The sequence below is a fragment of the Cribrihabitans neustonicus genome (assembly GCF_048820895.1).
Classification (GTDB): Bacteria; Pseudomonadota; Alphaproteobacteria; order Rhodobacterales; family Rhodobacteraceae; genus Cribrihabitans_A; species Cribrihabitans_A neustonicus.
Map to the genome: position 1 here is coordinate 51,773 of NZ_JBMERQ010000005.1, position 20,875 is coordinate 72,647.

18 protein-coding genes are annotated in these 20,875 nt (G+C 68.8%); 4 read left to right on the forward strand and 14 right to left on the reverse strand.

Annotated features, from left to right (window positions below; translation table 11 throughout):
- Nucleotides 1-52: 52 nt before the first annotated feature.
- The gene (locus ACOHWE_RS12735; protein ID WP_420666863.1) at nucleotides 53-622 is read right to left on the reverse strand and encodes an Hsp20/alpha crystallin family protein; all 570 of its coding nucleotides are present in this window, start codon (nucleotides 620-622) and stop codon (nucleotides 53-55) included.
- 195 nt (nucleotides 623-817) lie between these two features.
- On the opposite strand from ACOHWE_RS12735, the gene ACOHWE_RS12740 reads away from it, so the two are divergent.
- Nucleotides 818-1,660, forward strand: coding sequence for a universal stress protein (locus ACOHWE_RS12740; RefSeq protein WP_420666864.1), 843 nt, complete (start codon nucleotides 818-820; stop codon nucleotides 1,658-1,660).
- Between the two features lie 104 nt (nucleotides 1,661-1,764).
- On the opposite strand, the gene ACOHWE_RS12745 is transcribed toward ACOHWE_RS12740, so the two are convergent.
- From ACOHWE_RS12745 to ACOHWE_RS12760, 4 genes are all read right to left on the reverse strand, one after another.
- The gene (locus tag ACOHWE_RS12745; protein ID WP_420666866.1) at nucleotides 1,765-2,211 is read right to left on the reverse strand and encodes a hypothetical protein; all 447 of its coding nucleotides are present in this window, start codon (nucleotides 2,209-2,211) and stop codon (nucleotides 1,765-1,767) included.
- A 145-nt stretch (nucleotides 2,212-2,356) separates the two neighbouring features.
- The gene (locus ACOHWE_RS12750) at nucleotides 2,357-2,629 is read right to left on the reverse strand and encodes a hypothetical protein (protein ID WP_420666868.1); all 273 of its coding nucleotides are present in this window, start codon (nucleotides 2,627-2,629) and stop codon (nucleotides 2,357-2,359) included.
- Complete coding sequence (locus ACOHWE_RS12755) at nucleotides 2,626-3,177, reverse strand: DUF2953 domain-containing protein (protein WP_420666870.1); 552 nt, start codon at nucleotides 3,175-3,177, stop codon at nucleotides 2,626-2,628. Before ACOHWE_RS12755 ends, ACOHWE_RS12750 begins: the two co-directional genes overlap by 4 nt.
- A gap of 3 nt (nucleotides 3,178-3,180) precedes the next feature.
- Nucleotides 3,181-3,531: a spore germination protein GerW family protein gene (locus ACOHWE_RS12760; RefSeq protein ID WP_420666871.1), complete on the reverse strand. Its 351-nt coding sequence runs from the start codon at nucleotides 3,529-3,531 to the stop codon at nucleotides 3,181-3,183.
- Between the two features lie 178 nt (nucleotides 3,532-3,709).
- On the opposite strand from ACOHWE_RS12760, the gene ppsA reads away from it, so the two are divergent.
- Nucleotides 3,710-6,091, forward strand: coding sequence for a phosphoenolpyruvate synthase (ppsA, locus tag ACOHWE_RS12765; protein ID WP_420666873.1), 2,382 nt, complete (start codon nucleotides 3,710-3,712; stop codon nucleotides 6,089-6,091).
- Here the strand turns inward: ppsA and ACOHWE_RS12770 are convergent.
- The 4 genes from ACOHWE_RS12770 to ACOHWE_RS12785 all read right to left on the reverse strand — a co-directional run bounded on the left by ACOHWE_RS12770 (nucleotide 6,088) and on the right by ACOHWE_RS12785 (nucleotide 10,736).
- A complete protein-coding gene (locus tag ACOHWE_RS12770; RefSeq protein WP_420666875.1) occupies nucleotides 6,088-7,035 on the reverse strand; it encodes a 1-phosphofructokinase family hexose kinase in 948 nt (315 codons plus the stop codon). The genes ppsA and ACOHWE_RS12770 overlap by 4 nt on opposite strands.
- Nucleotides 7,036-7,086: 51 nt before the next feature.
- Nucleotides 7,087-7,458 carry a hypothetical protein gene (locus ACOHWE_RS12775; protein WP_420666876.1) on the reverse strand — a complete coding sequence of 124 codons (372 nt, stop codon included), beginning with the start codon at nucleotides 7,456-7,458 and terminating at the stop codon, nucleotides 7,087-7,089.
- A gap of 115 nt (nucleotides 7,459-7,573) precedes the next feature.
- Nucleotides 7,574-8,314 carry a hypothetical protein gene (locus ACOHWE_RS12780; protein WP_420666878.1) on the reverse strand — a complete coding sequence of 247 codons (741 nt, stop codon included), beginning with the start codon at nucleotides 8,312-8,314 and terminating at the stop codon, nucleotides 7,574-7,576.
- Nucleotides 8,301-10,736, reverse strand: coding sequence for a Lon protease family protein (locus tag ACOHWE_RS12785; protein ID WP_420666879.1), 2,436 nt, complete (start codon nucleotides 10,734-10,736; stop codon nucleotides 8,301-8,303). The genes ACOHWE_RS12780 and ACOHWE_RS12785 overlap by 14 nt, the downstream gene beginning before the upstream one ends.
- A gap of 184 nt (nucleotides 10,737-10,920) precedes the next feature.
- Between ACOHWE_RS12785 and ACOHWE_RS12790 the strand changes: the two genes are divergently transcribed.
- Together ACOHWE_RS12790 and ACOHWE_RS12795 are read left to right on the forward strand one after the other, a co-directional pair.
- A complete protein-coding gene (locus ACOHWE_RS12790; protein WP_420666880.1) occupies nucleotides 10,921-11,766 on the forward strand; it encodes a universal stress protein in 846 nt (281 codons plus the stop codon).
- A gap of 43 nt (nucleotides 11,767-11,809) precedes the next feature.
- On the forward strand, nucleotides 11,810-12,628 hold the full coding sequence (locus tag ACOHWE_RS12795) for a formate/nitrite transporter family protein (RefSeq protein ID WP_420666882.1): 819 nt from the start codon (nucleotides 11,810-11,812) through the stop codon (nucleotides 12,626-12,628).
- Here ACOHWE_RS12795 and ACOHWE_RS12800 read toward each other — a convergent pair.
- The 5 genes from ACOHWE_RS12800 to ACOHWE_RS12820 form a co-directional block, all read right to left on the reverse strand.
- Nucleotides 12,625-13,770: a site-2 protease family protein gene (locus ACOHWE_RS12800; protein WP_420666883.1), complete on the reverse strand. Its 1,146-nt coding sequence runs from the start codon at nucleotides 13,768-13,770 to the stop codon at nucleotides 12,625-12,627. The genes ACOHWE_RS12795 and ACOHWE_RS12800 overlap by 4 nt on opposite strands.
- A 101-nt stretch (nucleotides 13,771-13,871) precedes the next feature.
- Entirely contained in the window at nucleotides 13,872-14,591 is a 720-nt protein-coding gene (locus ACOHWE_RS12805) for a VIT1/CCC1 transporter family protein (RefSeq protein WP_420666885.1), read from the reverse strand.
- Nucleotides 14,592-14,635: 44 nt separating this feature from the next.
- Complete coding sequence (locus tag ACOHWE_RS12810) at nucleotides 14,636-17,272, reverse strand: cation-translocating P-type ATPase (RefSeq protein WP_420666886.1); 2,637 nt, start codon at nucleotides 17,270-17,272, stop codon at nucleotides 14,636-14,638.
- 35 nt (nucleotides 17,273-17,307) lie between these two features.
- Nucleotides 17,308-18,510: an efflux RND transporter periplasmic adaptor subunit gene (locus tag ACOHWE_RS12815; RefSeq protein ID WP_420666888.1), complete on the reverse strand. Its 1,203-nt coding sequence runs from the start codon at nucleotides 18,508-18,510 to the stop codon at nucleotides 17,308-17,310.
- Between the two features lie 4 nt (nucleotides 18,511-18,514).
- Complete coding sequence (locus tag ACOHWE_RS12820; protein ID WP_420666890.1) at nucleotides 18,515-20,872, reverse strand: ABC transporter permease; 2,358 nt, start codon at nucleotides 20,870-20,872, stop codon at nucleotides 18,515-18,517.
- Nucleotides 20,873-20,875 lie beyond the last annotated feature (3 nt).

Below are 20,875 nucleotides of genomic sequence, written 5' to 3' on the forward strand. Positions count from 1 at the left end.
GGCAGGCGGCCCTCCCCCGAACCGCCTGCCCGGCCCGCCCGGCCCGCGCGCCTCAGGATGCGCTCTTCACGTCGATCTTCCGGGTCGGATTGCGGGCCTCCGGCTTCTTCGGCAGGCGCACTGTCAGCACACCGTTCTTGAAGGTCGCCTCGATCTTGTCGCGGTCGATCCCCTCCGGGATGCCTATGGTCCGTTCGAAGGCGCCAAAGCGCCGTTCGCTGAGGTAGAAGCCGCCCTCCTTGTCTCCCTCCTCATGGTCATGTTTCTTCTCGCCGCGCAGGGTCAGCGTACCGTCGCCGACGCGCAGGTCGATGTCCTTTTCCGAGAGGCCGGGCAACTCCGCGGTGAGCTTCAGCTCGTCCTCCTTGTCGACCACGTCGAGCACCGGCATCTTCCAGGAGAACTCCTGCAGCGGCCAGCGCAGCGGGCTGCGCCGCCTCCGGCTGCGCGGGCGCAGCGGGGCGAAGAAGCTGCCGGAATGGAGATCCTCCAGCAGGTCGTCTATCTCCTCACGGATGTTCCAGAGCGGGCCCCAGCTGCGTTCGGCCAGCGCCTTCTCCGGGCTGCCCGTGTCTTCGTTTCGGGGGGCTTCGGGGCGGGTGTCTTCGGGTTTGTCGGGCATTCTTCGGTCTCCGTCATTCAGAGGGTGAGTCGCGCTTTTCCCAGCCTCCGCCCATCGCTGCCGGGACGCATTAACCGGCGTTAAGCCCCCCGCACCCCCGCTATTGACCGGTGTCAACCTCCGGCGCGGCCGGGTCTGCTATCCTTCCCGGTGCGGCCCCCGTTGGCCTGCAGCAAGCGGAGGAGCCCGAAACCGATGAGTTACAAGTCAATTCTCGCCTGCCTGACGTCGCAGGCCGCGGCCCGGGATCTTCTGCCGGCCGCCTGCGCGCTGGCCCGCCGGTTTGATGCGCATCTGACAGGTCTGCACACACTGGAGGCTTTTGTGCCATACTCGGGCATCGCAATTGCCGCCGATGACATCACGCTCGGGGAGTTCAACAGGCGCGTGGGCGAGGAAGACCTGGCAATAGAGGCGCTGTTTCTCGCCGCCACCGATCAGGCCGGCTGCGAGGCGGAGTGGCGCTCTCGCCCGGCGCGCTCGCCCGAAGCCGCGGACGAACTGCTGGTCTCGGCGATGCGCTGCGATCTGGCCCTGGCGCTGCTGCCTGCCCGGGAGCAGGAGCGCTACGATCAGCGGGGGTTCCAGATGGAGCTGGTGCTGAACAGCGGCCGGCCGCTGCTGCTCCTGCCTGATGACTGGGGCAGCCGGCCGGTCGGCACCCGGGTTCTGGCCGCCTGGAAGGGCACGCGCGAGGCGGCGCGCGCGCTGCACGACGGTTTGCCTTTCCTGCAGCAGGCCGAATTCGTGGAGCTGGTGACTATAGGCGAGAACCAGCACCCGCCCTCCGGGGCCGAAACCGAAGGGCATGAGATCGCCCGGCTGCTGTCGCGCCACGGCATCCACGCCAGGGTGCGCCACATCCACTCAGGCGAGCATGGCACTGGCACCCGCCTGCTGATGGAGGCGGCGAGCCAGGAATGCGATCTCATCGTGATGGGCGGCTACGGCCATTCCCGGCTGCACCGGCTGATCTTCGGCGACGCCTCGGAACAAGTGCTGGATGAAGCGCGCATTCCGGTGCTGATGTCCGGGTGAAATGCCAGCTGACGGCACCGGCGGCGGAGGCTTTCCTGCCCCCGCCCGTGCCGCACCGCCCGGCTGTCCCGGACGGCCTGGACCGCCCTGTCGGGCGCGGACCGTCAGACAGGTTCGGATTTTGACGCCTTGGCCGAGTCGCGGGCCCTTTCAACCGCTTCGTCGAGGGCTTCTTTAACTGCCTCAGCCTCGGTCTCGCAAATACAGGTAGCGCAGCGCGAAACCATCCCCACCCATTCGCGGCCATCCTCGGCGATCCGTTCGGCCGACTGGCGCTGCCACTCGGTGAGAGCACGCATCGCGGCCGCCGGACTGCCGCCGCTTCCAGTGGTGGCAGTCAGGGTGGCGGCCAGAGCAGTCTGCGCCGCTTCGTGGCGGCGTTCGAACCAATGCCGGGCAAACAGTTCGGCCTCGTCCAGCAGTTTCTCCTGCGCCGCCCAAAATTGTTCGGCTTGCGGTTTCATAATTGGGTTAAGCATCATCGCGTTTTGCATCGCCCCCAGGACATCCGGAATGATCCCTGCAGCGTCCCCGGTCGCTCTATCTGGCATCTGTTCATCTCCTCGCACGAGTGAATCGTGGGCGCATTCTGCCCCGGACCCGCCGCCCCTGCCTTAATTGAGATCAAGAGACGCCCGTCTCTGGCGGTAAAAAGCCGGTCTTCTGGCGGATTCCGGCTTAGCGTTGCGGCAGCAGTTAGTCCGGGCGCGCGGCCTGTTCCTCCAGCAGCTCCCGTGCCCGGGCGATGGCCTGCGGGAACAGCGCCTCTGCCTCTGGCGCGGTATAGCTGCGCCCGTCCAGTCCGATGCCCCTCACGGCGCCGTCGTCAAACTCGAGGATCAGAAGCGGGCGTTTCTCCCCGCAGCAGGCGAGGCGGCCGCCCGCGGCGGAGCGGCGCAGGCACACACGCGAGACCGCGGCAAAGGCGCGCGGGCCGGCCCGCACGGGCTGATCCACAACCCAGCTCACCAGACCGGCCCGAATGCCCGCCAGCCGAAGCGGGCGGCCGGCCCGAGCAACGCGACCGGAACCACTGAAAGAACCAGCTCGGCGCGGCCGGAGAAGCATGCCCGGGAAAAGTCCGGCTCGACCTCAAACCGCAGCCTGCGGGACCATGCGGGTGCATAGATCAGCGGCGCGAGCAGACCGAATAGCTGACCCGTCTCTGCCGGATCGCCGGTCCCGAAGGTGCCTTCAGCAACCAGCTTGCAAATATGGACCCGGCGCAAGATCTCCGCCGCCAGCCACAGCGCCGCAGCCGCCACCCGCAGCGGCCTGGCCCCCGTGCCGCCGCGCCTCCTGCCGCGTTTGCGCCTGGTCTTCGCCGACTGGTCCGGTCTTCCGCGCCGGCTGAGCGTGAGCCGCGGGCCAAAGCCGCCGCAGGGCCGGAAGGCCGCTTTGAAAGCAAGGCACGTCTCGTTTTGCACCATCAGTTCGAGGTGGAGCGGCGTGAACAGCAGCAGCGCAAAGAAGCCAATCAGCAGCGCCAGCCCGCCTATCAGCAGGGCGGACAGCATGGTTCAACCCTGCCCCTGCGGGCTCTTGGAGGCGGTTTCGATGGCCTTGCCGGCCGCTTCCCCCAGAACCTCCGCAAACGCCGTCATCGCGCCGTGCACCGATTCCACCCGGGCGCCGCGCTCGTCGATGATGATTGCTCCCAGCGGCTTGATACCGCCCCCGGCCCCGGCACCCGCGCCCTGATTTGCCTTCGCCCCGGCGCCCCCGCCCGCGCCAAAGCCGAAACCATAACTGACGATAGGAATGACCGTAGCGGCTCCCTTCTCGATCGGATCGCCAAGGACGTTTTTGGCGTTCAAGAGCCGTTCGAGCTCCTCCACCGTGTTCTTCAGCAGACGTTCGACGTTTTCCATCACGAAACCCTTTCCATCTGAGAGGCAGCCAGTGCCGCGAGCCTACCAGCCCGCCGCCCTGCCGTGGTTGACGCAGATCAGGCGGCCCGGGTGCGCCGCTGACGGCCTGATCTGCATCAACGGTCGGGCGCGGGATCTTCGGCATAATGGGACATCCGCACAGGACTGGAGACCAGAGATGGACCATCCCGCAGCCCCGCCTGTCATAAGCCTCGATAGGGTGCGCCGCGCCGATACCGGCGTGGTCGGCGGCAAGAATGCCTCGCTGGGAGAGATGATCGGGGCACTGGCGCCGAAAGGCATCCGCGTGCCGCCCGGATTTGCCACCACCGCGGATGCCTACCGCGGCTTCCTCGCCGCCAACGGACTGGGCCCGCGGATTGCCACGGAGCTGCAGTCGCTGGCGGCGGGGCAGACCACGCTCGGGCGAGCGGGGGAGACGATCCGCACGATGATCCGGGAGGGCGAGTGGCCGCCGGAGACGGCGGAGGCGATCCTTGAGCATTACCGCCAGCTCAGCGCCATGGCGGGCACAGAGGATGTGGCTGTGGCCGTGCGATCAAGTGCCACCGCCGAGGATCTGCCCGAGGCAAGCTTTGCCGGCCAGCAGGAAACATTCCTGAACGTGACCGGAGGAGCGGCGCTGCTGGACGCCTGCCGCAAGTGCTATGCCTCGCTGTTCACCGGCCGGGCAATCTCCTACCGGGAGATTCACGGTTACAATCATATGCAGGTGGCGCTGTCGGTCGGGGTGCAGCAGATGGTACGCGCCGAAACAGGCGGGGCCGGGGTGATGTTTTCGATCGACACCGAAACCGGCTTTCCCGATGCGGTGCTGATCACCGCCGCCTGGGGGCTGGGCGAGAACGTGGTGCAGGGGGCGGTGGACCCGGACGAGTACCTTGTCTTCAAACCCTTCCTGGATGACCCCGCGCTGGTGCCGATCCTGGAGAAACGCCTGGGCGGCAAGGCGGTCAAGATGATCCGCGGCGACGACGGAAGCCCGCGCAACGTGGACACGCCCGCAGGCGAGCGCGCGCAGTTTGTGCTCAGCGACGGCGAAATCCTGGCGCTGGCCCGGCAGGCAAAGCTGATCGAGGCGCACTACGGCCGGCCGATGGACATGGAATGGGCGCGCGACGGGGAGAGCGGGGAGATCTTCATCGTTCAGGCCCGGCCTGAAACCGTGCAGGCGCGCGCGGGCGAGGGGCGTCTGACCACCTGCTCTGTCGAGGATCCGGGACGGGTTCTGGCCACCGGGCTCAGTGTCGGCAGCGGCGCCGTTGCTGGCCGCGTTTGCAGGATCGAAAGCGCCGCGGACATCGGCCGGTTCACCGATGGATCGGTGCTTGTGACCGGCACCACCGACCCGGACTGGGTGCCGGTCATGAAACGCGCCGCCGCCATCGTGACCGACCGTGGCGGCCGCACCTCGCATGCGGCGATCATCAGCCGGGAGCTGGGTCTGTCGGCCGTTGTGGGCTGCGGCGATGCCACCCAAGTTTTGAAAGACGGCCAGGAGGTCACTGTCTCCTGTGCCGGCGGCGCACAGGGGGTGGTGACCGAGGGGCTGTCGGAGATCACCGTTACCGAGGAGAGCCTTGATGACCTGCCGCGGCCAAAGACGGAAATTATGCTCAACATCGCCAACCCGGGCGCCGCGCTGCGCTGGTGGCGGCTGCCGGCCGATGGCGTCGGGCTGGCGCGCATGGAGTTCGTGATCAGCAACGCCGTGCGGGTCCATCCGATGGCGCTGGCCCGCTTCGATCAGGTGAGCGATCCCGGCGCCCGCGCCGCAATCGAAGAGCTGACCGCAGGCTACAGCCCGAAAACAGCCTATTTCGTGGACCGCCTGGCTCGCGGCCTGTCGCGGATAGCCGCCTGCTGCCACCCGAAGCCGGTGATTATCCGCATGAGCGATTTCAAGACCAACGAATACGCAGGCCTTCTCGGCGGGCGCGGGTTCGAGCCTGGGGAGGAGAATCCGATGCTCGGCTTCCGCGGCGCCTCGCGCTACCACTCACAGGCCTACCGCGACGGCTTTGCGCTGGAATGCGAGGCGATTGCGCAGCTGCGCGGCGCCATGGGCTTCCGCAATGTGATCGTGATGATCCCCTTCTGCCGCACCCCGGAGGAAGCCGACAAGGTGCTCGCGGTGATGCACGAGCATGGGCTGAAGCGGGGCGAGGACGGGCTGGAGGTCTACGTGATGTGCGAAATCCCCTCGAACGTGCTGCGCGCCGCGGAATTTGCTGAGCGGTTCGACGGCTTCTCCATCGGGTCGAACGACCTCACCCAGCTGACCCTGGGTATCGACCGCGACTCGGAGGCGCTCGCGGAGCTGTTCCGCGAGGACGATCCGGCGGTGCTGTGGATGATTGAAACGGTGATCCGCGAAGCCCGCAGGGCGGGGGCGAAGGTGGGCATCTGCGGCCAGGCCCCCAGCAACGATCCCGCCTATGCCCGGCGCCTGGTGGAATTCGGCATAAACAGTATCTCGGTCACCCCCGACAGTTTCCTGCAGGTGCTGCGCAATGCCGCCGCGGCGGAGAGGGGCTAGAGCCTCTGCAGATCGCAGCGCGGAAGCAGCGCCTGCACCTCGTCCGGCTCGCAGAGCGCGGTACCTTCCGTCTGCACCGTTGCCGCCGCGGCGGCCACGCCCCAGCGCAGCGCCTCGCCTGGCGGCGCACCGCGCGCCAGCGCCAGCGTCAGCGCGCCGGTGAAAGCGTCCCCGGCGCCGATCCTGCTCACGACCGGCACCCGCGGCGCGCGGCAGAAAAAGCGGCCCTCCCCGGCAGCCAGCACCGAACCCTCGGCGCCGCGCCCGCCCGCCACCATCCCCGCCACGCCGCGCGCGATCAGCGCTTCGGCGAAAGCCAGGCTGTCACCGGCGGTGCTCAGTGCATGGCCCGCGGCCTGTTCCGCCTCCCGCCGGTCCAGACGCAGGAGGTGGAAGGGCGCAGCCGGCGCGGTGAGCAGATGATCCAGCGCCGCTTTGGAGGTGTCCACGATCAGCTTGCAGCGGCGCGGCGCGACCGCCGCCAGCACCTGCTGCGGGAAATCATCCGCAAGCCCCGGGGTGACGCCGCCGCTCAGGACCGCGTATCCGTCCTGCGGAGCCGCCTCCGCGATCGCGCGCAAAAGCAGCGCAGCGTCCGCCGAGGTCATCTCCTCGCCCGGGACGCTGAAGCGGAACTGCCCGCCCGTGGCCTCGTCAGTCACCGCAAAGCTCTGCCTGGTCTCCCCGCCCGCCGCTACGGGCTTTGCCGGGACGCCCTCGTCCGCCAGCAGCTTCAACAGCCGCTCGCCCATCGCCCCGTTCGCCGCGGCCAGGGCGATTGCCTCGCCGCCGAGCTTGCAGATCGCACGCGCCACGTTCACGCCGCCGCCGCCCGGGTCGACGCGGGGCGCCGCGCAATAGAGCTTTGGACCCGCCACCACCCGGGCCACCGACGTGGCGAGGTCGACAGCGGGGTTGAGCGTGATTGTCAGGATTGCGGCCACGGAATCGCCCCTGTCTGCGCCAGGCCCCGGAAACTGCCGGGAGCGGCCGGTTCAGTCCTTCTTCAGGATCATCGACAACCGCAGCACCGCAGCGAGGATGGACTGCGCCAGCAGCGGCGACTCGCCGATCCCGATCGCTGCGTCGCTGTCGCGGCTGTCGTTTTCGCGCAGGGAGCAGTGCCACTCGCCGTGCTTGCCATAGGCGCGGCCGCGGATGCGGACGGTCCAGTCGGGAAAGGCCTTGTCGGCCACTTCCATGGCACCGTCGGCAGTGCCAATCCGGTTTGCCGCCTGCGCGCCCGCAAGCACGGCCTGCGGCCTCAGGAAGGCAAGCGCATGCAACACGCTGTCGAAATCCGCGACGGTCAGATCGGTGCGGTTTTCCAGCTCGCCGATCAGCACGTCCAGTTCAGGGTCTGTCATGGCCATCTCCCCCGTTGTCTGTGAATGCGCCCGCCCAGCGCAGGCGGGATGGCACCAGTTTAGCCCCGCCGCCCGCGCACGGAATGATTTGCATCAATCGCACCCGCCCGCGGCCTCACCCCTCGCACCGGATGACCACCGGGCAGCGCGCCGCTTCCTGGATGCGTGCGGCGGAGGGCAGCCCCGCAGGCGGCGCCGCAACGATGACGGCGGCCGGACTCATGTGCTCCAGATGCCGGAGCAGGGTCTCGGGCGGGGTGCAGCGCCGGGTCTCGATGGGGCTGCCGCTTGCGTCCTGCGGACCTGTGCCTTGCGCCCCGGCCGGCCCGGTGCAGGCGATCAGCGCCACCAGCGGCTTGCCGGTCCTGCGCGCGAGGCGCGCGGCGTAGTCCGGCACCCCCTGCCCCTCCGCAAGGATCAGCGCCAGGCAGCCGGCCGCGCGCAGCATAGGCTTGAAGCCGAACACCAGGAGATCCCCTGCCCGCGCCGCCCGGCGCAGCGCGTCCTGCAAATGGCCTTCCGCCTCGAGGAAGGAACTCGGCAGGGCTGCGGCCCGGGCGCGGCGGGCCAAAAGGCCCTGGAAGCGCCGGGAATCCGCCTGCAGCGCCCGCGCCATGGCTCCCGCGCTCAGCCCGGTTTCCTGCTGGCCGGAATAGGTCACCACGCGGGCGTAGGAATAGGTGGCGGCCAGGAGCGCGGTTTCGCGCACGAAGACGCCCTGCAGCTCGGCCCCCAGGTGACCGGCGAGCTCCATCGCAAGCTGGAGGGCCGCCTCGGCATCGGGGTAGCAGCTCGCCCCCAGGATTACCCTTGTGCGGCCCGCGGCCAGTTCCCCGTTTTCCTCAGACTGCGTCATCTCCGGCCTCCCTCGCAAAAGCCTTGCGGATCCGGGCAAACCCTCTGAGCCGGTCTTCCACCAGCCGGTTCAGGCTGCCTTCGGGAAAGGCGCCATCGGCACCGCGGACCCCGGCTTCCAGCCCGGTCAGCACCTCAATCCCGTCGCTGACCGTGGCCATCGGGATGATCCGGAAGCGGCCGGCTGCCGCCGCATCCGCCACACGCTGCCGCAGCATCAGGTGGCGCACGTTGGCGGCGGGAATCAGCACCCCCTGGCGCCCGGTCAGCCCGCGCGCCGCGCAGAGGTCGAAGAAGCCCTCAATCTTCTGGTTCACTCCGCCGATCGCCTGGATGTCGCCGAACTGGTTGACCGAGCCGGTGATCGCAAAGGACTGGTCCAGCGGCACCTCGGCGAGCGCCGACAGGAGCGCGATCAGCTCCGCTGCCGAGGCGCTGTCGCCCTCGACCCCGCCATAGCTCTGCTCGAACACCAGGCTGGCCCACAGCGACAGCGGCGCCCTGGTGGCATAGGTGGCGGCCAGGTACCCCTGCAGGATCAGCATGCCCTTCGAGTGAATCGGCCCGCCCAGCTCGGCTTCGCGCTCGATATCCACCAGCTTGCCAGCGCCCGGCCGGGTCCGGGCGGTCAGCCGCGAGGGCTTGCCGAAGCTGTGGCCGCCGATCTGCAGCACGGAGAGCGCATTGACCTGGCCGACGCGGGCGCCCTCGGTGTCGATCATCACGGTGCCGTGGCGGATCGCCTCCAGGCCAAGCGCCTGCACCCGCCCGGCGCGGCGCTCCTTCTCTGCCACCGCTTTCTCAATGTGCTCCGCGCCGATATGCGGGGTCTGGCTGTCGCCGGCCCAGTATTCGGCTTCGCGCAGAAGGTCCGAGAGGCGGCTGAAGTTCAGCGACAGCCGTTGGGCATCGCCCGCCATGCGCATGCTTTCACGCAGGATCCGCGCCACCGCCGGCCGGTCCAGCGGCCGGGTGCCCGAGCGCTGCACCAGCGCGGCGATCACCCGGGCGTAGGCCTCCGCGGCGTCCGCACCGGTCAGCGGCAGGTGATCGTCGAAATCGGCCTCCAGCTTGAACAGCTGCAGAAAATCCGGGTCCAGGGCCGACAAGAGGTAGTAATGCACCCGCTCGCCGATCAGCACCACCCGCACGCGAAGCGGAACCGGGTCGGGTTCAAGCGACACGGTTGAGACGAGGCTCAGCCGCTCGCCCGGGGAGTAGATGGCAATCAGCCCCGTGCGCAGACAGCGTTTCAGGGCATCCCAGGCCAGGGGTTCGCTCAAGACCTGGCGCACATCAAGCACCAGATAGCCGCCGTTCGCGCGGTGCAGCGCACCCGGCTTGATCATGGTAAAGTCGGTGACCAGTGCGCCCTGTTCAGAGGCATATTCGATGCGCCCGATCAGGTTCGACATGGTCGGCAGCTCTTCCTTGACGACGGGTGCGCCAGGGGTGCCGCCGCCGTTTGTCACCATCACGTTGACGCGGTAGCGCTGGAACTGGGGCTCTTCGAAATGGCGGCCGGTGGCCCCTGGGAACGGCCCCGCGCTCTCGTCGCTCCCGGTTTTCAGGAACAACTCGGCGTGCTTGATGAGATCGCTGCGCACGGCGTCCAGGTAGCGCAGCACCGCCGCCTCGCCGGCGAAGGCGTCCTGCAGCTCGCGGATCGCCTCCTCCACCCCGCGGGAGACAAGCTGGGCGTTGAGCTGCTCCACCTGCCGGCGGTGCCGCTTCTCCCGTTTCGGCACCGATTTCAGCACCTCCGAGATCTGCTTCTGGATCGCCTCGATTGCGGCCTCGAGCGCCTTGCGCTCGTCCTCGGTCAGCGCTTCGAACTCTTCCTGCGACAGCACGTTGCCGTCGCGCAGCCCGGCAAAGCTGAACCCGGCGGGAGTGCGCCGGATCGCCACATTGGCCTCCCGCGCGGCCTCGAACACCGCCGCCATCCCGCTTTCGTGTTCTGCGGCAAACTCCTCCTCCATCGTTCGGCGCCGGGCCTGGTAGTCGTCGCTGTCGAACAGCGCCGGGATCTGGCTGGCGAGATCGTCGACCAGCGCCTCCATCATCCGGCGCAGGCGGCAGGCTCCGCCCGCGGGCAGGCGGATGGCAACAGGTTTGTGCGGCATCTCGAAATTGTTGACGTAGACCCAGTCGCCGGCGCCTGGGCGGTCCCTGGCGATGGCTTCGAGGATCGACTGGGCAATCGCATGGCGGCCGCTGCCGGGCTTGCCCAGCACGAAGACGTGGAAATCCTCATGCGGGACCAGCGCCGCCATCCGGATCGCATCCACCGCCCTTTCCTGCCCCAGCCAGCCGGTCGCGGCGTCCAGCTCGTCCGTCAGGGAAAAGCGCAGCGCCCCGGCGGGCAGCGCGGGCTGCAGCTGCTCCGCCGTCAGGGGCGCGGGTCCGCGGTGTTCTGCCATTGTGCTCTCCTGTCGCCGTAAGGGCAGCCGGGGTGCGGAGCCCAGGCCTGCCCCGATGCGCCACAGTTTGCCACGGCTGAAGCGGCGCGGGGTTGATCCGGATCATGGCGGCGCGCCGCCAAGCTGTTCTACTGGCAGGGCGGCAGGCAGGAGGCCCGCCGCAAATCCGTGGCAGGAGGCCCTAATGCAACGCAGAACATCCCTTTTCGTGCTCACCCCCGAGACACCCAGCACCGCGATCAGCACTGCCGCCGAGAGCGCCCGCGCCGGGCAGGCGCATTTGGCATGCCTGCTTCTGGATACGCTCCCCGGCATGCCGAGCTTCGTCTATGGCGGCGCGGCGGTGGGCGGGGTGGTGCTGCCGGACAACTGGCCCGACCTGCTGCAGGAGGCACGCGGCGCTGCGGCAGAGCGCGCCGCGGAGATCGAGGCCCTCCTCACGCAAGCGGGCTGCGCGGGCGATGTGCAATATGCAGTGGCCTCGGGCGCCGACATCCGGCTGTTTGCGGCACAGCGCGCGGCCTCCTGTGACGTGGCGCAGGCTGCGCCGGGGCTGCGCGCTGACGCCGACCTGTTCCGCGAGGCTTCACACGGCATCCTGTTCAACTCGCCGGTGCCGCTGATGGTGAACGGCGACCCGCTGACGCCTTACGAGCGCATCTTCCTCGCCTGGAACAGCAGCCTCGCCGCGGCGCGGGCTGCCCATGCGGCGCTGCCCTATTTTCTGCAGGCGCATGAGGTGGTGATCGGCTGCTTCGACCCGGAGATGTCGACCGATCGCGACGGCGAGGACCCCGGCACGGATATCGCCGGCTGGCTCAGCCATCACGGCTGCAACGTGACGCTGTCGCAATTCCCAAGCGGCGGGCATGAGATCGGCCGCTGCATCACCGAGCGTGCGGCGGAATGCGGCGCGGAAATGGTGGTGATGGGGGCCTATGGCCATTCCCGCCTGCGCCAGGCAATGTTTGGCGGCACCACCCGCACGATGATGGAGCAGCACGAAATTCCCGTGCTGTTCGCCCATTGAGCCCCCGGGCGCTCTGGAACCGGAACAAGCGGGGGAAGAGAAGATGACCGGCCACGCCAGCTTCGGCGCCTACGCCCCCGCCGAGATCGCCGCCCGGGTGGAGGCCGCAGGCGTGGCGAAGGCGCGGCTGCCGGCCCGGCAGATGTTCGTGCTGGCGATGCTGGCGGGCGCTTTCATCGGTTTCGGCGCGGCAGCCTTCACGATGACCATGACCGGTGCAGACCCTGCTTCGGGGCCAGTGCGGGTGCTGGGCGGGGCGGTGTTCTCGCTCGGGCTGATCCTTGTCGTGGTGGGCGGCGCGGAACTCTTCACCGGCAACGTGCTGATGGTGATGGCCGCGGTCGACCGCCGGATTTCCCTCGCCGAGCTCGCCCGCGCCTGGGCCATTGTCTATGCCGGCAATCTGGCCGGTGCCGCCGCGCTGGCGGCGGTCTTTGCCGGAACCGGGCTTTTGGAGGGGCCGATGGGCACCACTGCCAAGGCGGTCGCCGAGGCCAAGGCGGCGCTTCCGCCGGGAGAGGCCTTCCTGCGCGGAGTGCTGTGCAACGGGCTGGTGTGCCTTGCGGTCTGGCTCTCCTTCGCGGCCAGAAGTGCCGCCGGCAAGATCCTCGCGGTGCTGTGGCCAATTACGGCGTTTGTGCTCCTCGGCCTCGAGCATTCGGTGGCCAACATGTACTTTCTGCCGCAGGGCTGGGCTGCGGGCGCCGCGGTGCCGGTCACTGCTGCAGCGGGCAATCTGTTCTGGGTGAGCCTTGGCAATATCGCGGGCGGTGCGGGGGGAGTCGCGCTGGCCTACTGGTTTGCCTTCCGGGGCGGCACAAGGCTGGCAGCTCCCGCACCCCGCTCGGGCCCGAAGGCCTAGCGCCGCCCGCCTTTGGGCATCCGGGTCTCCTGCAGAACCGCAAGGTAGCCCATCAGATCCGCCAGCGTGATCACCCCCAGCAGCCGGCGCCCCTCGGCGACGAGGAACTTGCGCTGCTTGGTCTCGGATATCCGGCGCATCAGCTCGGGCACCGGCATCCCGAGCGGGATCGCGCCCGCGGCCTCGAGCGGCACGCAGACATCGCCCACCGGCGTGCGCAGCCAGTCTTCCCGCGCGACCTTCGCAAGCGTCGCGGAATCGATATAGCCCAGCAGCACCCCCGCCTCCTCCACCGGCAGGAAGGAATGGCGCGAGGGCAGCATGACCTGGTTCACGGTGTCGGCAAGGCTCATGTCCGGCGCCACGGTCACCGCCTCCCGCGTCATCATCGCAGCCACCGTCTTGCCCTCGAAGGCGGACACTTGCAGCTGATGCGCATAGGTGCCCTTTGCCGCGGCCAGTACAAAGAGCCCGATCAGCACCTGCCAGAGCGAGGCCACAGGATTGCCGGAAAACAGGCCGACGACGCCGAAGGCAATCAGCGCATAGGCGAGGTAGCTGCTGATCCGCGCGGCGATGGCGGTGGCCTGCAGCAGATCCCGTCCCCGGTGCCAGAGCCAGGCCCGCAGGATGCGCCCGCCGTCGAGCGGAAAAGCGGGCAGCAGGTTGAAGACCGCAAGCACCAGGTTGATCAGCGCGAGGTAGGAGAGCACGTGATTGAGCGCCATCTCCGGTGCGACCGCCCCGCCCGCCTGCGCCAGCAGCCCGAAGCCTGCGGCAAGGGCAAAGCTCATCAAGGGCCCCGCTATAGCGATCCAGAACTCGCTGACCGCGGTCTCCGGCTCCGCGCCGAGTTCGGCCACGCCGCCGAAGATGAACAGCGTGATCCCCTTGATTTCCACCCCGTAGCGGCGCGCCACCACCGAATGCGCCAGCTCGTGCAGGATCAGGGAACCGAAGAAACCCGCCATCGCCAGAAGCGCGAGTGTGAGGTAGGTACCGCCATCGGCCGCCGGATAGACACTGGGGAAGTATTGCGTCGACAGACTCCAGGTGATCAGCGCCGCGATCAGCGCCCAGCTGGGGTCGATCTTGATGTCAAACCCCTGCAGCGTCGCGATTTTGAAAGCGTTCTCGAACATGGCTCCTGCTCCCTTTGCCTGCAATCTAGCGCCCTTGCGGCGCATCGCCTGTGATTTGGCCATTGTCCCGGCCCCCGTCCCGGCCGGTGATTTGCCCCCCGTCATGCCCGTAACAGGCTGCCCGCCAGATAGGCGAGCGCTGCCGCGCCGGAGCCGATCAGCAGCGTCTCCAGCCCCGAGACGTACCAGCGCGCCAGCGACCAGCGGCTCTTGCTGGCGCCGACGGCAAAGAACACGGCGCCGGTTGCGGCGGCGGCCACCGGGAAGGGATCGGCGATCGGCAAAAGAAACGGCAAGAGCGGCACGCAGCCTGCCAGCATAAAGGCTACAAAGGTCGTCAGCGCGGCCGCCGCCGGGTCGGGCTCGGAGGGCGGCAACCCGTATTCGCCGGTCAGCATAACCTCGATCCACTTCTCCGGGCGGGCTGAGACCGAGCGCACCGCGCTCTCCAACGCTGCGCCGCTTACCCCCAAATGCTGCAGGATCTGGCGCAGCTCCTCGCGCTCGCCTTCCGGAAAGTCGCGAATGTGGCGCCGCTCGACCGCGGTCAGCCGCCGCCGCTCGTCCCGGTCCGCCTTGGTGCCGAGGTAGTTGGCCGCGGCCATGGAAAACCCGTCCGCCAGCACATTGGCGATGCCCAGCACCACGACGACTGACGGCGCCAACCCCGCGCCCTCCACGCCGGCAGCAATGGCAAAGGTGGTGACCGCGCCATCCATCGCGCCGTACACCGCATCGCGCAGGTGCCCGCTGCCCTTGCTCCCGCCCGCGGCGAGGCGGCGGGCAATCTCTTCCCTGCTGTGGCCGTGCTCTCTGGTCATGCGGTCATCGTGGCCGGCCCGGCCCGCCCGCGCATTGAGCAAGGTCAAGCCGCGGCGGGCTGGGCCCGGCCCGGGCGGCGGCGCAGCAGCAGCAGGGTCTTGGCGAGCTCCGGCACCAAGAGGATCGGCAGTACCAGAAGCCCGATCAGCGCCCATTCGCCGCTCCCGAGCGGCACCGTGTGGAGGAGGAGCTGCAAGGGTGGCCAGTAGACCGCCGCCGCCTGCGCTGCCAGCGTCACCGTGAGCGCTGCGAGCAGGAAGGGGTTCGACCAGAGCCCGATCCGCCAGCACGGCAGGTGCAGCGAGCGGAATGCAAAGACGCTGGCCTTTTCGAAGACCACCATCGCGGTAAAGGCAGCGGTGCGGGCGAGATCCTCGCCAGCCGGCAGCAGATGCAGAAACAGCCACAGGCTCGCCAGCCCGGTGTAGATGCCAAGCCCGAGGATCGCGAGCAGCCCGCCACGCCCGACGATTGGCGTATTCTTCTGCCGCGGGGGGTGCTCCATCTGATCCGGCTCGCCTTTCTCCAGCCCCAGCGCAACGGCCGTGACGCCATCGGTCACCAGGTTCATCCAGAGTATCTGTGTCGCCAGGAAGATCAGCGGCCCGCCGATCAGGATGTTGAGCATCAGCGCGATCACCTCGCCCGCGTTCGACGACAAGAGATAGCGGACGAACTTGCGCACGTTTCCGAACTGCCGCCGGCCCTCGCCGATGGCGCTCACGATGGTGGCGAAATTATCGTCGAGCAGCACCAGGTCGGAGGCATCCTTGGCCACGTCGGTGCCGCGCAGCCCCATGGAGACGCCAATGTCCGCCTGTTTCAGCGCGGGCGCATCGTTCACCCCGTCACCGGTCATCGCGACCACCTGATGCAGCGCCTGCAGCGCCTTGACGATACGCATCTTATGGGCAGGCCGGGTGCGGGCGAAAAGCACCTGCTTCCGCAACAGGGCGGAAAGCTCCTCCTCCGGCATCTCCTCCAGTGCCGCGCCAGTCACGGTCTCCGCCGCGGGCAGGACAAGCTTGGCGGCAATCGCCTGGGCGGTCAGCGGGCTGTCGCCGGTAATCATGATGATCCGGATGCCCGCCGAGCGCGCAGCGGCAATGGCGGCGCGCACCTCGGGCCGGGGCGGGTCGATCAGCCCGGCAAGGCCGAGGAAGACCATGTCCTCCTCCGCGATGGCCTGGGCCTCCGTCGCCCGGGTGGCCAGCGCGATCACCCGCAGGCCCTCCTCCGCCATCGCCTCATAGGCCCCGGTAATGGCCTGCAGCACTGCCGCATCCAGCGCCCGCGGGCCGGCCTGGGTCATCACGTGAGAGCAGACCGCCAGAACTTGCTCCGGCGCGCCCTTGGTGAAGATGCGGCGTTCTCCGCCTTCGCCGCCGCGCACCAGCACGCTCATCCGCTTGCGGTCGCTGCTGAACGGGATCTCCTCCAGCGTATCGTCCGGATCCGGCAGGTCGGCCCAGCCTTTGTAGGCCAGCGTCACCAGCGCCCCTTCGGTCGGGGCCCCGGTCATCTGCCAGTGCTCCCCTTCGCGGTTGAGGCGCGCATGGGTGCAGGTGAGCGACGCCTGCAGGATCGCCCCCAGCACCGCGTCGTCCCGGGCGCCGATCACCGAGCCGTCGAAGGCAATGTGGCCCGCAGGATCATAGCCGGTGCCGGTCACCTGATAACTGCGATCCAGCGTCCAGAGGCTGGTCACCGTCATCTTGTTCTCGGTAAGTGTGCCGGTCTTGTCAGTACAGATGACCGAAGCCGCACCCAGCGTCTCCACCGCCTGCAGTCGGCGGGCCAGTGCCCTTTGCCGCACCATTGCCGCCGCCCCCAGCGCCAGCGTGATGGTGACCACTGCGGGCAGGCCTTCCGGCACCATCGCGACCGACAGCGACAGCGCGGTCATGAACATCTCCGCGGTGCCGCGCCCCATGTAAAGACCAAGGGCGAGGATCGCCGCCGCAACCGCCAGCGCCGCAAAGCCGAGCTGCCGGGCGAGGCGGCCAAGCTGCACCTGCAGGTTGGTTTTTTTCAGCCCGACCGAACCGGTGAGCGCTGCGATCTTGCCGAAGGCTGTAGCAGCGCCGGTGCCCGTGACCTCGCCCAGAGCGCGGCCGGCAACCACGATGGTTCCCGCATAGACCGTGCCGTCTTCCGCTCCCGGCGCCTTGGTGACCGGCACGGACTCCCCGGTGAGCGCGCTCTCGTCGACGCGGAGCCCCGCGGCCTCGCGCAATTCGGCATCAGCGGGAATGCGGGCACCGGTGTCGAGGATCACCAGATCGCCCGGCACCAGCTCACGCGCGGCAATCACCTGCTCGCGCCCATTCCGCACTACCAGCGCCTGCGGCGACAGCATGCTGCGCAGAGCCTCCAAGGCGGTCTCGGCCCGCCATTCCTGGATAAAGCCCAGCACCCCGTTGAGCCCGATCACCAGGGCAATCGCCAGCGCGTCGGCATACTCCTGCAGGGCAAAGGCGATGATCCCGGCCGCGATCAGGATCAGCACCAGGAAATTGCTGAACTGGCGCAGGAAAACGCGCACCGGCCCGGCCCGCTTGGCCGCGGGCAGCTCGTTCCAGCCATGCTGCGCCCGCGATTCCAGCACCTCAGCGGAATCGAGGCCGGTGAGCCTTGACTGTGCCCCGGCGGCGGCTGCCTTCTCTGCCATGTCGTCCATCTGCGCTTGCCCTTCAGATGCTCCAGGAAATTGGTCTAGCGTGCCGTGACCGCCACGCCCGCCGCGACATCGGCGCTTGGGTGCAGGATCACCCGCTCCCCTTCCTCAAGCCCGGCGCGCACTTCGGCCACCTGCCCATTGCGGCGCCCCAGGCTGAGCGCGCGCTCCGCCGCGCGGCCCTCCTCCGCCACATAGGCCGCCCATGCGCCGCCACGGCGGAACAGGGCGCTGACAGGGATTTGCAGCACGTCCTCGCCCTCCCACTCAACGATGCGCAGGAAGACCGAAAACCCCTCCCCCAGCGCCGCGCGCTGCGCCGGCGGCGTGGTCAGGGTGAAGAACGCATCGACCCGCTGCTCCTCGATTCCGAGGGCGGAGACCTTGGTGACCGCGACCGGGTCGATCCGGTCGAGCTCCGCCTCGAGGGGGTCCGGGCCGCCCCACCGCTCGATCCGCGCGCGGGCGCCGGGCGCGATTCGGACCGCATCGGCGGACAGAAGGTCCGCCACCAGCTCCAGGTCGCCCGGATCGCCAATGGTCAGCAGCAGCGCCCCCGGCAGCACCGGGCGCTCGCTGATCGCAGCCACCGACAGGACCACTCCGTCCGCAGGCGCGGTGATCCGGATGCAGCAGCTGTCGGGCACCGGCGTGCCGGCCTCGGGCGGGATCAGCGCCGCTTCGGCCCGTTCCAGCGTGCCTTGCGACATCTCCACCCGCGCCTCCGCCGCCGCCACCCCGGCAGAAGCAATGGCAAGCCGCTGCGTCGCATCCTCCAGCCGGGTGAGCGAGACCACGTTGCGCTCGGCCAGCGCCTTCATGCGGCCGAAGTGGCTCTGCGCATGGGCGCGGTCCTCCTTGGCCTTCTGCAAGTCGGCTTCGGCCACATGCAGCGCCGCACGGGCCTCCTGCAGCGTGGCCTCCGCCTGCAGCCGGGCCCGCAGGTCCAGAAGCGACGACCGCACCGGCTCGACAATCGCCACCACGGTCTCCCCCGCCACCACCCTGTCGCCCGCCCGGACCGGCGAGCGCCGCGCAGTGCCGGCAATCGGGGCTGCCACCTCATAGAGGTCGCGGATGCGGGTTTTGCCATCGGCATCTATGGTGATCTGCATCGGTCCGCGGTTCACGGCGTGCAGATCCACCGGCACCGGCTCCTCGCGGAAGGTCACATAGAGCAGCGAGGCCAGCACCAATGCGCCGGTGAGCAGCAGAACCGCGGTGCGCAGGCTGAATTGCATCGGCTCACTCCCTGGTCTTCATCACCGCCACGAGGTCCAGCCGGTCCAGCCGCCGCCGCACCACCAGCACCGAGGCCAGCGCTGCCGCCAGCACAATCAGGCTGGCCCTGCTGAATGCGGCGGGCTCCAGCACCAGCGGAATCGTATAGAGGTCACTGGCGAAGTTCTCCGCAGCGAGACGCGCGATCCATGCACCGATCAGCCAGCCGGGCGGCTGCGCCAGAAGCGCGAGGATCATCATCTCCCCGGACAGGATGTAGGAGACTTCCCCGCGCGAAAACCCCAGGATGCGCAGGCTCGCGAGCTCGCGGGCGCGTTCTGAGAGCTGGATGCGGGCGCCGTTGTAGGCCACGCCGACGGTGATCAGCACCGCGATGGTGGTGTATATCGCGTTCATCACCAGCACGTTCTGGCGGATGGTGTCACGGAAGGAGCGGCGCATCTTCTCCATCATCACCAGCCCGGAGGCGGCCGGCAGATCCTTCACCGCGCGCTGCAGCTCCTGCTCCCGCTCACTGTCAAAGCTCAGGCTCACGGCCGAAGCCTGCGGCGCCTGGCGCAGCAGCACGTTGAGGCTCGCGTGGTCCATATAGGCGCCGAGCCCGAAATACTGGCGCACCGTACCGCTCACTGGCACCCGGGCACGCTCCCGGCGGCCGGTGGTGAATTGCACCTCGATCAGATCGCCCGGCTCGGCTTCCAGCTGGCCAGCCAGCCGCTCGCTCAGAAGGATGCCTCCGGGCGGCGCGTTCACCACGCGGCCGCTGCTCGCCAGCACGCGGCTGAGGTCCGCGTCCGGCCTGCGCGCCTCGATCGAGACCCGTTTGGAGCGCGGACCATTGCGCAGGATCGCGGGTGCATATTGCAGCAGCTCCGCCTGCAGGACTCCCGGCAGGCGCCGGGCTTCCTCCAGCACCGTGTCCGGGCGGTCCTCGGAGAAGATCAGCAGGGCGTCCTGCCGGTTGGACTGCACGAAGGCGCTGTCGACGATTTCGTCCAGCGCGTCCGAGAAAAAGGCCGAGGACACGATAGAGGCCACCGCCAGGGCCAGCCCTAACACTGTCAGCGCACTGCGCCCCGGCCAGCGCAGGAAGCTGCGCAGGATCATCACCGTGGGCTGGGACAGGCGCAGGCGGCGCATCAGGACGTCCGCCACGCTGTGCTTGAACCGCGGCGGGGCGGGGGGCTGCATTGCCACGGCAGGTGCCAGCCGGGCCGCCTGCAGCGCGCTGCGCGCGGCGCCCGCAGTGGTGGTCAGCAGTGCCGCCATCGCTGCCATGGCATAGGCCCAGTAGGAGACCCGGTAAATCAGGAAGGGAAAGTCGAAAAATCGGGCATATTGCTCCGCCAGCGCCCGCGCCAGCCAGGTGCCCGCGGCCCAGCCGATGGCAATCCCCGCCAGCGCCACCAGCGCCGCGAGCAACAGGTAATGCAGGCACACCTCGGTGTCGGAATAGCCCACCGCCTTCAGCAGGCCGATCTCCGCCCTCTCCAGCGCCACGATCCGCCCCATCACCATGCTGACCAAAAAAGCCGAAATGCCGAAGAAGATCGGTGGCAGCACCATCGCGGTGCCTTTCAACTGGGCGATCTCGGCGTCGATGATGGCATGTGAGCTGTGCTGCTCCCGAGTCACCGCACCGTGCCCTCCGTAAGGTTCCAGGAGCTGATCGAGCCGCAGGATCACCTCCTCCACCGCAGCGCCGCGGGCGGCCTTCAGGGTCAGGTCATTGAAGGCGCCGGTCATGCCGAAAGCGGCCTCCGCCTCCTGCCGCCGCATCCAGATCACCCCGAAGGCGGCGTTGTCGGGCAAGAGCGCGCCGGGGCCGAGCGTATAGATGAACTCGGGCGAAAGCGCCGTGCCGGTGAGGGTCAGCGCCTGCTTGCGGCCGTCCAGATTGGCAAGGAACGTATCCCCCGGCGCCAGCCCGTGCGCCGCGGCGAAAGGCGCGTTCACCACCACCTCGCCCGGCCGCGCGGGCCAGTGCCCGCGGCGCAGCACCGGCAGGTTCAGCCGCGGCGGCCCGGTTTCGGGCAGGGACAGCACCCGGCCCACCGCGCCCTCCGCCCGGCCCGGCATGTCGAGGTTCGCATAGCTGCTCACCCGCGCATCCAGCGCCAGCACGCCCTCGATGGCGGCGATCTCCGGCAGCAGGCTTTCGGGTGCCCGGCGCGCGGTGGCAAAGACATCGGCAAAGCGGTTGCGGCCGTAGTATGCCTCCCGCGTGCCGTCGAGCGCCCGGTACATGCCCACCGCCGCCAGAAGGATTGCCACCCCGCAGGCGAGCACCAGCGCAATCGCCAGCGCCTGCACCCAGAGCCGCCTGAAATCCCGCAAGAGTTTCCGGTCAAGCGCCTGCATATG

Bases quoted from the DNA above. Each gene is read 5' to 3' on its own strand.
- ACOHWE_RS12815 (WP_420666888.1), bottom strand. From the start codon at position 18,510: ATGCAATTCAGCCTGCGCACCGCGGTTCTGCTGCTCACCGGCGCATTG.
- ACOHWE_RS12790 (WP_420666880.1), top strand. From the start codon at position 10,921: ATGCAACGCAGAACATCCCTTTTCGTGCTCACCCCCGAGACACCCAGC.
- ACOHWE_RS12740 (WP_420666864.1), top strand. From the start codon at position 818: ATGAGTTACAAGTCAATTCTCGCCTGCCTGACGTCGCAGGCCGCGGCC.
- ppsA (WP_420666873.1), top strand. From the start codon at position 3,710: ATGGACCATCCCGCAGCCCCGCCTGTCATAAGCCTCGATAGGGTGCGC.
- ACOHWE_RS12780 (WP_420666878.1), bottom strand. From the start codon at position 8,314: ATGACGCAGTCTGAGGAAAACGGGGAACTGGCCGCGGGCCGCACAAGG.
- ACOHWE_RS12775 (WP_420666876.1), bottom strand. From the start codon at position 7,458: ATGACAGACCCTGAACTGGACGTGCTGATCGGCGAGCTGGAAAACCGC.
- ACOHWE_RS12810 (WP_420666886.1), bottom strand. From the start codon at position 17,272: ATGGACGACATGGCAGAGAAGGCAGCCGCCGCCGGGGCACAGTCAAGG.
- ACOHWE_RS12785 (WP_420666879.1), bottom strand. From the start codon at position 10,736: ATGGCAGAACACCGCGGACCCGCGCCCCTGACGGCGGAGCAGCTGCAG.
- ACOHWE_RS12755 (WP_420666870.1), bottom strand. From the start codon at position 3,177: ATGCTGTCCGCCCTGCTGATAGGCGGGCTGGCGCTGCTGATTGGCTTC.
- ACOHWE_RS12795 (WP_420666882.1), top strand. From the start codon at position 11,810: ATGACCGGCCACGCCAGCTTCGGCGCCTACGCCCCCGCCGAGATCGCC.
- ACOHWE_RS12800 (WP_420666883.1), bottom strand. From the start codon at position 13,770: ATGTTCGAGAACGCTTTCAAAATCGCGACGCTGCAGGGGTTTGACATC.
- ACOHWE_RS12745 (WP_420666866.1), bottom strand. From the start codon at position 2,211: ATGCCAGATAGAGCGACCGGGGACGCTGCAGGGATCATTCCGGATGTC.
- ACOHWE_RS12805 (WP_420666885.1), bottom strand. From the start codon at position 14,591: ATGACCAGAGAGCACGGCCACAGCAGGGAAGAGATTGCCCGCCGCCTC.
- ACOHWE_RS12760 (WP_420666871.1), bottom strand. From the start codon at position 3,531: ATGGAAAACGTCGAACGTCTGCTGAAGAACACGGTGGAGGAGCTCGAA.
- ACOHWE_RS12820 (WP_420666890.1), bottom strand. From the start codon at position 20,872: ATGCAGGCGCTTGACCGGAAACTCTTGCGGGATTTCAGGCGGCTCTGG.
- ACOHWE_RS12735 (WP_420666863.1), bottom strand. From the start codon at position 622: ATGCCCGACAAACCCGAAGACACCCGCCCCGAAGCCCCCCGAAACGAA.